Source organism: Pseudomonas sp. RU47, assembly GCF_004011755.1.
Taxonomy (GTDB): domain Bacteria; phylum Pseudomonadota; class Gammaproteobacteria; order Pseudomonadales; family Pseudomonadaceae; genus Aquipseudomonas.
Map to the genome: position 1 here is coordinate 2,906,767 of NZ_CP022411.1, position 14,644 is coordinate 2,921,410.

Annotated in this window: 7 protein-coding genes and 1 riboswitch; all 7 genes read left to right on the forward strand. The window is 59.6% G+C overall.

Features of this window, described 5'->3' with window-relative positions; translation table 11 throughout:
- The first annotated feature begins 839 nt into the window (after positions 1 to 839).
- Positions 840 to 1,051: riboswitch (cobalamin riboswitch) on the forward strand.
- Between the two features lie 99 nt (positions 1,052 to 1,150).
- The 7 genes from cobW to CCX46_RS13230 all read left to right on the forward strand — a co-directional run bounded on the left by cobW (position 1,151) and on the right by CCX46_RS13230 (position 14,503).
- A complete protein-coding gene (gene cobW / locus CCX46_RS13200) occupies positions 1,151 to 2,224 on the forward strand; it encodes a cobalamin biosynthesis protein CobW (protein ID WP_016984348.1) in 1,074 nt (357 codons plus the stop codon).
- Positions 2,225 to 2,226: 2 nt separating this feature from the next.
- Positions 2,227 to 6,075 carry a cobaltochelatase subunit CobN gene (cobN, locus tag CCX46_RS13205; protein WP_127927097.1) on the forward strand — a complete coding sequence of 1,283 codons (3,849 nt, stop codon included), beginning with the start codon at positions 2,227 to 2,229 and terminating at the stop codon, positions 6,073 to 6,075.
- Positions 6,076 to 6,300: 225 nt separating this feature from the next.
- Positions 6,301 to 7,302 carry an ATP-binding protein gene (locus CCX46_RS13210; RefSeq protein WP_127927099.1) on the forward strand — a complete coding sequence of 334 codons (1,002 nt, stop codon included), beginning with the start codon at positions 6,301 to 6,303 and terminating at the stop codon, positions 7,300 to 7,302.
- 2 nt (positions 7,303 to 7,304) lie between these two features.
- A complete protein-coding gene (locus CCX46_RS13215; RefSeq protein WP_238704413.1) occupies positions 7,305 to 7,967 on the forward strand; it encodes a vWA domain-containing protein in 663 nt (220 codons plus the stop codon).
- Positions 7,968 to 8,141: 174 nt separating this feature from the next.
- Positions 8,142 to 9,788, forward strand: coding sequence for a phospholipase D-like domain-containing protein (locus tag CCX46_RS13220; RefSeq protein ID WP_127927103.1), 1,647 nt, complete (start codon positions 8,142 to 8,144; stop codon positions 9,786 to 9,788).
- Positions 9,789 to 9,848: 60 nt separating this feature from the next.
- On the forward strand, positions 9,849 to 12,485 hold the full coding sequence (locus CCX46_RS13225) for a P-loop NTPase fold protein (protein ID WP_127927105.1): 2,637 nt from the start codon (positions 9,849 to 9,851) through the stop codon (positions 12,483 to 12,485).
- A gap of 458 nt (positions 12,486 to 12,943) precedes the next feature.
- The gene (locus CCX46_RS13230; protein ID WP_127927107.1) at positions 12,944 to 14,503 is read left to right on the forward strand and encodes a TerC family protein; all 1,560 of its coding nucleotides are present in this window, start codon (positions 12,944 to 12,946) and stop codon (positions 14,501 to 14,503) included.
- Positions 14,504 to 14,644: the final 141 nt, after the last annotated feature.

Below are 14,644 nucleotides of genomic sequence, written 5' to 3' on the forward strand. Positions count from 1 at the left end.
AAAAAGTAACCAAAAAGGCTTGCTCCTACGTGCGGCCCGCTCGCTGGGGCTCGGGGTTCCTTCGCTCCGGGATCGATCCGGGCGCAGCGCCTACGGTTTGCTTCGCTGCACCTCCTCTCGTTGTGTTTGGCTGCGCCAAACGGTCGCTACGCTCCCACGCCCGGATCAATCCCTCCACTCAGCCTTCCGACGTCGCCCGTGGGTCAAGATCAAGAGCAGGCGAGCTGACACTCGGCCTATTGAGTGGTGAAGAGCGGGGCGTGGTCGGCTTTGGATTTGTGGTGGTGCTTCCCCTCACCCCAGCCCTCTCCCGAGGGAGAGGGGGCCGATTTTTGGGCTTTTCAAAGCTTGAGTTCAACTCGGTATCGCACGTCGGCGTAGCTCTCCCAAACACCTCGGTCAGTCCCCTCTCCCTTGGGGAGAGGGCTAGGGTGAGGGGCTCTTGATCTGGTTTTTGATCCTGCTTTGGCTTTGGCTTTGGCTTTGGCTTTGGCTTTGGCTTTGGCTTTGGCTTTGGCTTTTGATCTTTTGCCCCTTCGGCAGGCCGAGCGAAGGTGTTCATCCGGGGGTAGGCGCGTAGCGCCGTGCGGCGAAGCCGCACACATCGAGAGGAGGTGCAGCGAAGCAAACCGTAGGCGATGCCCCCGGATGGACACCGTAGCGAGGGAACACTGAGCCTCAGCGAAGTGCCGTACGCCGGGGCAAAGCCTTTTGGTTCCTTTTTGGCGTTTGAAAAAGGGACTCGCTGTAAGAGCGAAACCGCCAGAAGCAGCACCCGCAGCAACGGATATGCCCCCAATCCAAAACCCCCAAAGCATTGACCCAAAACCACACCATGCGTAGCCTTGCGCTTTCGAGGTTCTTCGGCCGTTGCCGAAGCTAAGAAGGGAACGCGGTCAATGCCGCGGCTGCCCCCGCAACTGTGAACGGTGATGTTCGCTGCCACGCCACTGCCAGCTCAATCGATGAGCCAGCGGGAAGGCGCAGCCAACGCCAGGCCCAATGCCTGAACACCGTCAGCCAGGAGACCTGCCTCGTCACAGATTCTCACTACAACCGGGCGGGGTGATCCGGTGGCGAACGCTTCCGGCGCGCACGCGCGTGGCCGGTTCTCGTCCCGTATGCCCGCCGCTTGCCAAAGGGCATACCGATGAAAACACTGGCCAAACTCCCCGTCACCATCGTCACCGGCTTCCTCGGCTCGGGCAAAACCACGCTGCTGCGGCACATGCTCGATAACGCCCAAGGCCGTCGCATCGCGGTGATCGTCAATGAGTTCGGCGAGCTGGGCATCGACGGTGAAATCCTCAAGCAATGCACCATCGGCTGCACCGAAGAAGAAGCCACCGGCCGCGTCTACGAACTGGCCAACGGCTGCCTGTGCTGCACCGTTCAGGAAGAATTCTTCCCGGTGATGCGTGAACTGGTCGCGCGTCGCGGTGACCTCGATCACATTCTCATCGAAACCTCGGGCCTGGCCCTGCCGAAGCCACTGGTGCAAGCGTTCCAGTGGCCGGAAATCCGCAGCGCCTGCACCGTTGACGCGGTGATCACCGTGGTCGACAGCCCGGCCGTAGCCGCTGGCACCTTCGCCGCGTTCCCGGATCAAGTCGATGCGCAGCGCAAACTCGACCCGAACCTCGATCACGAATCGCCGCTGCACGAACTGTTCGCCGACCAACTGGCCAGCGCCGACCTCGTCATCCTCAACAAGGCCGATCAGACCAGCCCGGAAGACCTCGCTCGCGTTCGCGCAGAAGTCGCCGAAGAATTGCCGCCCGCCGTCAAAATCATCGAAGCCAGCAACGGTCGTCTGCCGCTGGACGTGCTGATCGGCCTCGGCGCCGGTTCCGAAGAACACATCGACAGCCGCCACAGCCACCATGATCACCACCACGGTGAAGGCGATGACGACCACGATGACCACGATCACGACGCCTTCGATTCGATCTCCATCGAACTTCCGCAAGCTGATGAAAGCCTGCTGCTCGACGCCTTGACGCAACTGGTGGTCAAGCACGGCATCTTGCGCGTGAAGGGCTTTGCGGCCATTCCGAACAAGCCAATGCGTTTGCTGATCCAGGGCGTGGGCACGCGTTTCGACAAGCATTTCGACCGTCAGTGGGGTGCCGAGGAAGCGCGCGTCACGCGTCTGGTGCTGATCGGCCAGGAACTCGACGCCGCCCAACTCGAAGCGCAACTGCGCGCTGCGCTCAGCGTTTAACCATGCACCTGCTCAGGACTCAGCCCGGCGGTTTCGTCTCGGATGACAACATTGCCGACCTTGGCCAAACCCCCGCCGAGCTGGTGATCCTGTGCAGCGGCGACTCCAGCCTGGCGCTGCTCGCCGAAGCCGCGCAGCAGTTGCCGGAAGATTATCCGAGCCTGCGTCTGGCCAATCCGATGCAGGTGCAGAATCACGCTTCGGTCGATCTGTATGTCGACGAAGTGCTGCGTCACGCCAAGGTCATTCTGATCTCGCTGCACGGCGGCATTGCCTATTGGCGTTATGGCGTCGAGCGCTTGGTCGAGCTGGCCGAACGTGGCGTGCAGGTGATTCTGGTACCGGGCGATGACCGTCCCGATCCGGAGCTCAGCGACTTGAGCACCGTCAACGCCGAAGATCGCGACCGGCTCTGGCAATTCCTGCGACAGGGCGGCCTGGGCAATGCGCTGGATTTCTTCCGCTGTCTGGCCAGCCGTTGGCTCGCCCGCGATTACGCCTGGGAAGAACCGCAAACCCTGCCGCGCACGGCGATTTACCACCCGAACAAAACCAGTGCCGCACTGAGTGACTGGCAAGCCGAATGGCTGCCGGAAAACCCGGTGGCGGCGGTGCTGTTTTACCGCTCGCACCTGCAAGCGGCGAACACCGCGTTCATCGATGTTTTCTGCCAGCGCTTGCAGGCAGCGGGGTTGAATCCGCTGCCGATCGCGCTGGCCAGTCTGAAAGAACCCGGCTGCCTGGCGGTGGTCGAGGATTGGCTGGATGAAGTCGAGGCGGGGGTGATTCTCAACACCACCGGATTCGCTCAGTCCAGCCCTGAAGCGCCGCATCTGCGGCCGTTTCGCCGCAATATTCCGGTGATTCAGGCGATCTGCGCGCAGGACAACGAGCCCGGCTGGCGTGACAGCGAGCAAGGTCTGGGGCCACGGGATCTGGCGATGCACATTGCCTTGCCGGAACTCGACGGGCGCATCATCAGCCGGCCGATCAGTTTCAAGGATCTGGCCTGGCGCAGTGAGCGCAGCCAGTCCGATGTGGTCTGCTACCGCGCGCAGCCTGAACGCATGGATTTTGTCGCGGAACTGGCGCGGCGCTGGATCGATCTGGCACGGGTGCCGAATGGCGAAAAACGCATTGCGCTGATCCTCGCCAACTATCCGACTCGCGATGGCCGCATTGGTAATGGCGTCGGTCTCGACACGCCGGCGGCGGCGCTGAATATCCTGCGCGCGTTGCAGGCTGAGGGCTATCCGCTCACCGCTGAACTGCCGGGCAGCGGCACCGAGTTGATCCAGCAATTGCTCGGCGGCGTCAGCAACGATCTCGACACGATTGATCTGCGCCCGTGCCAGCAAAGCCTGGCGATGGACGCGTACCTGACGATGTTCAATGCGCTGCCCGAGGCCAATCGCGCCGCCGTTGTCGAACGCTGGGGCCCGCCGCAAAACGATCCGATGTGCCGCGACGGGCGGATGATGATTGCTGGTCTGCGCTTCGGCCTGACCTTCGTCGGCATTCAGCCGGCGCGCGGTTATCAGGTCGATCCGAGCGCGGTCTATCACGATCCGGATCTGGTGCCGCCGCACGGTTATCTGGCGTTTTATTTCTGGTTGCGCAACACCTACGGCGCCCACGGCGTGATTCACGTCGGCAAGCACGGCAACCTCGAATGGCTGCCGGGCAAAGGCGTTGGCCTTTCGGAAAACTGCTGGCCGGACGCATTGCTCGGGCCGCTGCCGAACATCTATCCGTTTATCGTCAATGACCCGGGCGAGGGCGCCCAGGCCAAGCGGCGTACGCAAGCGGTGATCATCGACCACCTGATGCCGCCGCTGACCCGCGCCGAAACCTATGGGCCGTTGCGCAATCTGGAGCTGCTGGCCGACGAATATTACGAAGCGCAGTTGCTCGATCCGCGTCGCGCCCGCGAGTTGCAGCGCGACATTCTGCAACTGGTGCGGGACACGCAGATCGACCGCGAACTGCAACTCGACGCCGGGATGGACAGCGACGCCGACGCGGCGATCTGGTTGCCGCGTCTCGATACCTATTTGTGTGATTTGAAGGAATCGCAGATTCGCGATGGCTTGCACATTTTTGGCGAGTCACCGAGCGGGCGATTGCGCATTGATACGTTGTTGGCGTTGTTGCGTATTCCGCGCGGAGACGGGAAGGGCGCGCAGTCGAGTCTGCTGCGCGCACTGGCCAAAGCATTCGAACTCGGTTTCGATCCTTTGGATTGTGCGTTGGCTGATCCATGGACAGGCGCGCGTCCCGCAGAGCTGCAATCTCAAAGCGACGAGGTGTGGCGCACCGCCGGCGACACCCGCGAACGCCTCGAATTGTTCGCCACTGAACTGATCTTCCAGACGCTGCAATCCCCTTGTAGGAGTGAGCCTGCTCGCGATAGCGGAGTGTCATTCGATACAGATTTGCCTGATACACCGCCATCGCGAGCAGGCTCACTCCTACACGGACCGCGTTGGGCTGAAGTCAGTGCAATCATCGACCACCTGCGCGAAGTCGTCGCCCCACGCCTCGATGCCTGCGGCCCCGCTGAAATGCGCGGCCTGCTCGACGCCCTCAGCGGTCGTTTCGTCCCCGCCGGCCCGAGCGGCGCGCCCAGCCGTGGTCGCCTCGACGTGCTACCGACCGGACGCAATTTCTACTCGGTCGACGTGCGCAATCTGCCGACCACCACCGCATGGCGCATCGGTTTCCAGTCGGCGACGTTGATTCTCGAGCGTCACCTGCAGGACCACGGCGATCACCTGCGTCAGCTCGGATTATCGGTGTGGGGCACCGCGACCATGCGCACCGGCGGCGACGACATCGCCCAGGCCATGGCGCTGATGGGCGTGCGCCCGGCGTGGGCCACTGGCAGTCAGCGCGTTGACGATTTCGAGATTCTGCCGCTGAGCCTGCTCGACCGCCCGCGCGTTGATGTCACCCTGCGAGTCTCCGGATTCTTCCGCGATGCCTTTGCCAACCTGATCCGCCTGTTCGACGCCGCTGTGCAAGCAGTGGCGGCACTGGACGAGCCGGACGATCTCAATCCGCTGGCGGCAAAAGTGCGCGCCGAGCGCGAGGCTCTGCTGCAATCGGGTCTTGATGAAGAAACGGCGCGGCGTCAGGCCGGTTGGCGAATCTTCGGGGCCAAGCCCGGTGCCTACGGTGCGGGCGTGCAGGGCGCTATCGACGGGCGTTTGTGGCAGAGCCGCGACGATCTGGCCGAGGTTTATCTGAATTGGGGCGCCTACGCTTACGGCGGTTCCGACGAAGGCACCGCCGCCCGTGAACAATTCGTGCAGCGCCTGAGTCAGGTGCAAGCGGTGTTGCAAAATCAGGACAATCGCGAGCACGACTTGCTCGATTCCAACGACTATTACCAGTTCCAGGGCGGCATGCTCGCCGCCGTGGAAACCCTGCGCGGCGAAGCGGCGGCCAGTTATCACGGCGATCACAGCCAGCCGGATCTGCCGAAGATTCGCACCTTGAAAGAAGAGCTGAACCGGGTGATTCGCTCGCGGGCGGCTAATCCGAAATGGATCGACGGGGTCAAGCGGCACGGCTATAAAGGTGCGTTTGAAATGGCGGCGACGGTTGATAACCTGTTTGCGTTCGATGCCACCACGCAGTTGATCGATGACCACCAGTACGCGTTGTTGGCGGATGCTTATTTGCTCGATCCGGCGACTCGGGAATTTGTTCGCGAGCATAATCCGCATGCGCTGCGGGATATGACCGAACGCATGCTTGAGGCGCAACAGCGGGGGATGTGGCAGGAGCCGGGGGCTTATAAAGAGGCGCTGGAGAATCTGCTGCTGGATATTGAGGAAGATATGTAGCGTCCTCAGGAAAGTCACCCCCTCACCCCAGCCCTCTCCCCCAAGGGGCGAGGGGGAAAGGGAGCCGATTTGTGTGCTGTTCAGAATCGAAGTCAACTCGATAATTCAGGTCGGCGTACCTTGCAAAAGCAACTCGGTCAGTTCCCTCTCCCTCTGGGAGAGGGCCACCCCAACTGACACCCCACAATGCCAAGTACACCCACGACCACGACAGAGAAAACCCAAATGACCGACACACCACATTTCCCGCTCTCCGCCGTGGTCGGCGCCGATGACTTGAAACTCGCCCTGTGCCTCACCGCCATCGACCCGAAAATCGGCGGTGTGTTGATCGAAGGCCCGCGTGGCATGGCCAAGTCCACGCTGGCCCGTGGCCTGGCCGATCTTCTCGCCAGTGGTCAATTCGTCACCTTGCCGCTGGGCGCCACCGAAGAACGTTTGGTCGGCACCCTCGACCTCGACGCTGCCCTCAGTGAGGGGCGTGCGCAGTTTTCGCCGGGTGTGCTGGCCAAGGCTGACGGCGGTGTGCTCTACGTCGATGAAGTCAATCTGCTGCCAGATCACCTCGTCGACCTGCTGCTCGATGTCGCCGCCAGCGGCACCAACCTGATCGAGCGCGACGGTATTTCCCATCGGCATTCGGCGAACTTCGTACTGATCGGCACCATGAATCCGGAAGAGGGCGAGTTGCGTCCTCAGTTGCTCGACCGCTTCGGCTTGAACGTCGCCCTCAGTGGCCACACCGCACCGACCGAACGCGGTCAGATCATTCGCCGGCGACTGGATTTCGACAGCGACCCGCATGTGTTCTGCGCGCAGTGGGAAGCTGAGCAACAAGCCCTGCGTACTCGCTGCGAAACCGCTCGCGTTGCCTTGGTAAACATAGCGCTGGACGACGTGTCGCTGGCACAGATTACCGAGCGCTGTTTTGCCGCCGGGGTCGATGGTCTGCGTGCCGACCTGGTCTGGTTGCGCGCCGCCCGGGCTCATGCTGCATGGCGCGGGGCTGAGGTGATTGGTGAAGAAGATATCGACGCCGTGGCCGAGTTTGCCCTGCGCCATCGTCGTCGTGAGCAACCGGCATCGAGCCCTCAACAGTCAGCACAATCACCCGCCGAGGCTCAGGCTTCGCCGAGCGAAGGGCAGGGCCAGTGGGGTGACATGCCGGCGCCCGCGCTCGCCACGGGCGCTCGCCGTGAAGTGCCGAGCTGGCCAAAAAAGCCTTAGGCATTCGCCCCCGGTCCGACGCGGGGGCGAATGCCAGACCCCGCGCCGGACGACTGGACAACGGACGCCAAGGCAAGCGTCATGTCGCTCGCAGCGGTACGGTGAACTGGCCGGGCACGTTGCTCAACGGGCGTCCTCGGGGGCGTGAGGATCTGCTGTTTCAACTGCGCACGCGCTCGCCGCATGAACTATGGCTGGTCATCGTCGATGCGTCGGCCTCGACACGGCGCCATCAGGCTTTGAGCGATGCCAAAGGCCTGCTCGCGCAACTGTTCGATGACGCTTACCGCCAACGTGCGCGCCTGGCGTTGTTGACGGCCAGTGGCGCGGCGCCGAAATGGCAGATGCAAGGGTTGAAGGCGTCGAGCGGCTTGCGCGTCTGGCTGGAGACTTTGGGTGCCGGCGGCGGCACGCCGTTAATGGCGGCACTGATGCAGGCCGAGCAATGGCTGGCGGTGCGGCGCAAGCGTTTTCCTGCGGAGCAGCAGCGGTTGCTGGTGGTGACCGATGGGCGTTTGAAACAGTGGTCGGGATTGCCGACGCTGGCGTGTCCGGGGTTGTTGATCGATATCGAGCGCGGGCCGATCCGGTTGGGCCGGGCGCGGGATCTGGCCGAGGCGTTGGGGTCAGAGTATCGACATATCGATGAGCTGAATTCTCTCTGAGCTTTTCGGCGATTGTTCGAACGTCTTCGCGAGCAGGCTCGCTCCCACCCTGGAATGCGTTCAAATGTGGGAGCGAGCCTGCTCGCGAAGGCATCTCCTCGGTTTTTCATTTAAACACTCAAACCCGCATCCCTGCTCTATGCTGCACCCAGCCCCAATCACAAGGAGTGAGCGATGCGCGTACTGGTCAGAAATCCCGCAGACGATTTCCGCGTCAAAGCCTACGCCGGCACCAACGGCGTGCTGCTCGCCATGGATCTGGCCGAGCCCCGGCGCAAAGGCCTGCTGGGGTTTGCCATCGAAAAGCAGCAGGGCGCCAAACCCTGGTTGTTTCTGTTTAACAGCCTGACCTTCCCCGGCAAGCCGCACACCTTTGCGCAGTTCCACGCCACACCGAGCGATACCGCTCCGCTGCAGAAATTTCGCTGGGCTGATTACGCGGTCAATCCGGGCATGACCCTTCACTATCGTGTGCACCTGGCCTACGGCTCTGCCGACGCCGTGCAGTTGGGTGAATCGCTGGAGCTGACGATCACTTCCGATGACGGTCACCCGAGCAACCAAAGCGTGATCTTCAATCGCGCCGTTGCCGCCAGTCAGGCATTCCAGCGCAAGTTTCCCGATCTCGACGCACAGATCAGCGCCAACAAAAACATGCCCATCGAAGCCTGGCCCGATGCGGCCCGTCAGTGGCTGGAAAACGGCTTGCTCGGGCGCTTGCTGGGTTTTATCGAGCGCGCCGTCGACGAGCAATGGGCGCTGGACATTGCCATCTATGAATACCAATTGCAGGCGATCATCGAGGCGGTGAACGCGGCATTCGCGCGGGGCGTAAAGGTGCGGGTGCTGTATCACGCGCGGCTGGATGACGAAGACACCACGATCAACCAAGCGAGTCTGGCGGCGCTGCCGCTCGCGAGCAAACTCGGGCGGGTGACCCATAACATCTTTCACAACAAGTTCATCGTTCTGAGTCGCGTCGATGGCAGCGGCGAGCATCAGCCTGCAGCGGTTCTGTGTGGCAGCACCAACTTCACCGCCAACGGGGTCTATCGTCAGGCCAATGTGGTGCATGTGCTGGACGACGAATCGGTTGCTGCCAGTTATCTGCAAATGTTCGAGCAGATCTGGGTGCAGCCGGATGATGTCGGTGTAACCCGCGACTGGGTGACTGAACACAACCCGATGAATCCGCAGCAACCTTTGTTCGCCGGGTTTTCACCGCGCACCGGCGGCGCGGATCTGCAGGAGTTTGTGCGGATCATCGGCACGGCGAAAAAGGACGTGCTGTTCGTCACGGCGTTCTCGCTGCCCGACGCAATTCTCAACGCCTTGCTTGGCCAGCCCCACGACGACATTTTGCGGTATGGCCTGCAGAACACGGCCAGCCGCATCACTGGATTTCATGCCGACCGCAGCGCCGAGTTTGCCGCCACCGCGTTGCTCAACACCGGGCTGGAAGGCTGGCTGCGCGAGAACATGAAAGGTCAGAAGGGCAATCTGCTGGTGCACACCAAAGCCGTGGTCACTGACTTCACCACGGACACGCCGACGATCATCAGCGGCAGCCACAACCTCAGCGCTTCGGCCAGTAACGGCAATGACGAAAACTACCTGATCATTCGCGGCGACACCGATCTTGCCGACCGCTATGGTCTGGAACTGCTGCGGTTCTACGAGCATTACCGCTTTCGTTATTTCGCGAAGAAACTGGCGTTGAAGCAGGTGAGTCCATTGGCGATAGACGACAGTTGGACCAACGATTACTACCTCGAAGGGGATTTGCGCCAGCTGTCACGTCTGCGCTTTGCCGGACGTTAGCGTTTTTTGACCTATTCACCAAATCTATTCTTGGGTTGCTCGTACGAGCTGGAGCGTGTCATGGATAACAAAAGAGAGAATTCGAAAAAACTTGACGAGAGCTCGCAAAAGCGTGACGAGAATTCGAAAAGACCTGACGAGAGCTTGCAAAAGCGTGACACGAACTCGACTAGGCCCGACGAAAGTTCGACTTACCGGCACCAAACGGACCCATTAGAGGGACAGCGTTCAAGGCAGCGTATTCCGCCTGAAAATCTTTATCGAGCACCAGAAACCCTGCAACCTGTACGTGAAAAGTCCAAGACGGCATCGAATAAAACTTCCGCAGTATCAGAGGAACCTCGAAAAGATCCACCACTTCAGGTGTCCGATGAGGTGGAGGAGGTGGCGCAGGTCTTTGTCTCGGGCCAGGAAAAGCCTACCAGCCGCCCAGCCACTACCTCCATTGTAATTACTCAGAATGATGATCCTTGGGCAACTGATCTAGACGATCGCCTGGGTGCCAACGATGAAGCTAAAGCTTTTGCACGCCTTGCCGTAGCCAAGGATTTCACTCCGCCTCTAGCCATCGGATTATTTGGCAACTGGGGCAGCGGAAAGTCATTTTTCATGCGGCTGATCTATCAGCACATCGAGCGTTTGATCAAGGGAGAACCAAGCGTCCAAGCACCCGAAGCGGGTTCTAAAGCCTTCCATACGGATGTCGTACAGATTCGATTCAATGCTTGGCACTACGCAGAAACCAATCTGTGGGCGAGTCTGGTCAACCATTTGTTCATTGAACTGGATCGCTGGTACACGAAGCACAATCCTGAGGTACGCGACCCTTTGCTCGAGCATTTATCAACTTCTCGAATGTTGACGCTGGATGCGGCGAAGGAATTGGTTCGGCGCCGCCGGGACCAACGTGCGGCCGCCGAACAACTGCTCAAGGCTCGTAAAGAACTGGAAGATGCTCACGCAAAAGTTGTTTCTTCGCCCATGATCTATTTTAAAACGCTGAGCAAAATATTGGGCGCCGAAAATAAAGATGAAGAGGTTGAAACTGCAAAAAACCAGATGACGAGCGCCATGCAGTTGCTTGGGATCGACACATTGGCTGTGGACGTCAAAGACTTTCAAGAGGTATCCAATGCTCTGCGCAACGAGACCGTAAGGGCGAAATTGCTCGCCAGCGGTTACAAGTCTCAATTACTGAGTTGGAGGAGCGTGGGCGTTTTCACGGGGCTCGTGTTGGCATTGCCATGGATTGCGACAGGACTGACAGTGCTAAAAAACCAGGTTCCTTCGTTAGGCAGCCTGCATGAAGATCTGATCCTGTTGAGTGTTGCAGTGACAGCTGTCACTGCGCGCCTGCGTTACGTCTGGGGCAAAATTCGCGGCGCACTGGAGAAGCTGGAGTCGGGCAAGAAGGCACTGGATGACGTCATCAATCGTCGGCTTGCCAAGGAGCAAGGGACATTTAAGGTGGCAAGCCAAGATCTGGCGAGGATGAATGCAGCCGTCGATGAGGCCAAGGCCTTGGTGCAAGTCACCAGTGAACAGTTGGCTCACGCAACACACGATTTCTCTCAGGGAACCGGTGCGGGGCGTTTGAAGAAGTTTGTTCGCGCTCGTGCGACTGACGGTGACTATGCGCAGCACCTTGGGTTGATCGCTACAGTACGCAAGGATTTCGAAGAGCTGGCCTTCAATGTGGCTGAGGCGAGCAGTCTTCGTGAGTCGGTCGAGGCAGAGCGAGAGGCATTCGTAGCGAAGATGGAGGCGTTTCTGGAAGCCAATGGCGGGCTACTGGAGGAGAGTGACATCGAGAAGTTGCGTGCCGCTGCAACACAACCACCCGATGAAGTTCGATCGTTCAAACGTATTGCGCTGTACATCGACGACCTGGATCGTTGCCCACCGGATAAGGTCGTCGAAGTACTGCAGGCTGTGCATCTGCTGCTTACTTTCCCGTTGTTTGTGGTCATGGTTGCTGTAGATGTGCGTTGGGTGCGCAAGGCATTGCTTGAGCGTTACCCGAATTTGATGACGGGTAATGAAGAGCAATCTCAGACCGCGTCTGTGTCTGATTACTTGGAGAAAATCTTCCAGATACCCTATTGGATGCGCCCAATGGACAGTGCATCGAGTGAGCAGTTTTTGAAGAGCCAACTGGAAAGAATAAAGAACGCGGAGTCGATGAACGGTGTTGTTCCGGTTCCTGATATGCCTCTCCCGGTCGAGGTCGTCAATGTTGAAGGTGTTGCGTCGGAACCGATGCGCCTCACCGAAGGCGAGACGCAAACGCTGCAAAAACTGGCGCGGTTCATGGGGGCATCGCCTCGACGTGCACTTCGATTTCTGAATGTCTATCGTTTGATCAAAGTTAGCCTCAAATCCGACGATTTAAAGGTTCTGGAGGACGGGGAGTACAACGCACTGCTCACCCTTTTGGCTATTGCAATGGCGACTCCACTCTGTTTTTCGAACTTGCTACGTTCCGTTAATGAGAGGTCAGACATCTTTGAGATGAAAGCGATCAGAACACTGACCATGGGCACGACCACCCAATATGAAAAAAATATAGCCGAATACAATCGGCTTGACGAAATATTGAAGATATACGATGACTTGGTCTTGAAGTCTCTGGGCGGAGCAAACCACCGGGTAAAAAATTACACTGGAATTATCCAGCGTTACTCGTTTGATGGCTGATGCAATAGTGTGTGAGGCTTCAGCGGCCATCAGGCAATACGGTGGCCAGTGCTGACGGGCGCGACCGAGGTACAACCGGTCGCGGATCTGCGCCCAGAGTGCCGACACTTCGGGACAAGGTTTGTGGCCCGCGGCACTCAGCGCAGGTGCTGTCCTCCCTTAACCCGTTAGGAGGAAGCAAAGCTGACGGCGTACAGATTTTGAAATGATTTGCCGCTGTAGGAAATGTTCCCAAAGCCTGTACGCTCCAAGGCCATTTTTCATTCAGGATCTACATGAACACCCTCTCGGAGCCTCCCAGTTACCGCTTCCCCTCGCGCCATGGCGCGGTCTTGATGCACTCGCAACATTCAGTTTTCCGACATCCGACTATCGTTGCTAACGCGGCTCCAGAGCTTTCGCGTTGCGCTTTGCCGTGTCCGGCGGCCTGAATTCACTGAGAGAGATCGAGACGTTTTATGGAATGGTTAGCGGATCCCACAGCCTGGTTAGGCTTGTTGACATTGATCGTGCTGGAACTGGTGCTGGGTATCGACAACCTGGTGTTCATCGCAATCCTGGCGGACAAACTGCCGCCGCATCAGCGCGACCGTGCGCGGATTATCGGCCTGTCGCTGGCGCTGATCATGCGCTTGGGCCTGTTGGCGAGTATTTCCTGGCTGGTGACCCTCACGCAGCCGTTGTTCGAGGTATTCGACAAGAGCTTCTCCGGCCGTGACCTGATCATGCTGTTCGGTGGTGTGTTCCTGCTGTTCAAGGCGACCATGGAATTGCACGAACGTCTTGAAGGTCATGTCGGCGAACGCACGACCAACAGCGCTTATGCGATGTTCTGGCCGATCGTTGCGCAGATCGTGGTACTCGACGCGGTGTTCTCGCTGGATGCGGTGATTACCGCCGTGGGCATGGTCGATGAACTGGCGGTGATGATGATTGCGGTGATCATCTCGATTGGCTTGATGATCGTTGCCAGCAAGCCGTTGACGCGCTTCGTCAACGCGCACCCGACGGTAATCATGCTGTGTCTGGGCTTCCTGATGATGATCGGTTTTGCCCTGACGGCCGAAGGTCTGGGCTTCCACATTCCGAAAGGCTATCTGTATGCCGCCATCGGCTTCTCGATTCTGATCGAGGTGTTCAACCAGATTGCCCGGGCTCGCCGCAAACGTTCGATGCAAGGCCTGCGACCGATACGCGAACGTACTGCTCACGCGGTCATGCGCTTGCTGGGCGGGCGCAAACTGGCGGCGGAAGACGTCGGCGAGGAAATCTCCGACCTGCTCGATGACGGTGACGCGCCAAGTGCCGAACTGTTCGACCGTCGCGAGCGGGTGATGATCAGCGGCGTGCTGCAACTGGCCGAGCGGCCGATTCGCGGGCTGATGACCGTGCGCGCCGATGTCGACACGATTGATCTGGCCGATGACCGCGAGGCGATTCGTACCCGCTTGATGCACTCGTCCTACTCGCGTCTGCCGTTGATTCGCAACGGTGCGGTGGATGAGCCGTTGGGCTTCGTGCACAAGAAGGAACTGCTCAAGGAGTACCTGGCCGGTACCGAGCCGAATCTGGAACATCTGGCGCGCAAGACCATCAACCTGCTCGACAGTTATTCGATCCTCAACGCACTGGAGCAGATGCGCGCTGCGTCGACGCACATTGCTTTCGTGGTTAATGAGTTCGGTGATTTTGTCGGCGTGTTGACCATGACCGACATTCTCGAATCGATTGCCGGTGAGTTGCCGGATGCCAGCGAAATCGAAGGCCCGGATGTCGTCGAGGAGCAGGGCGGGTTTATGGTCAGCGGTGCGCTCAACCTGGCGCGGGTGCGCCAACGCACCGGGTTTGGCGCCAAGCCGACCGAGGACTATCAGACCATGGCCGGGTTGGTGATGAGCCTTCTGGATCGATTGCCGGTGATCGGTGATCGTCTGGAGCTTGAAGGCTGGCACATGACGGTCAAAGCCGTGGAAGAGCGGCGGGTGACGCGGGTGCTATTGGAGCGCGCGCCAGCGTAATCCTGGAGTTCTCTACTCACTGTGCCGGCCTCTTCGCGAGCAGGCTCGCTCCCACACTGGAACGCGTTGCAAATGTGGGAGCGAGCCTGCTCGTGAATGCTTGGGTTCAGGCACCGCAGTATTTACTGATGAAAAGTGTAG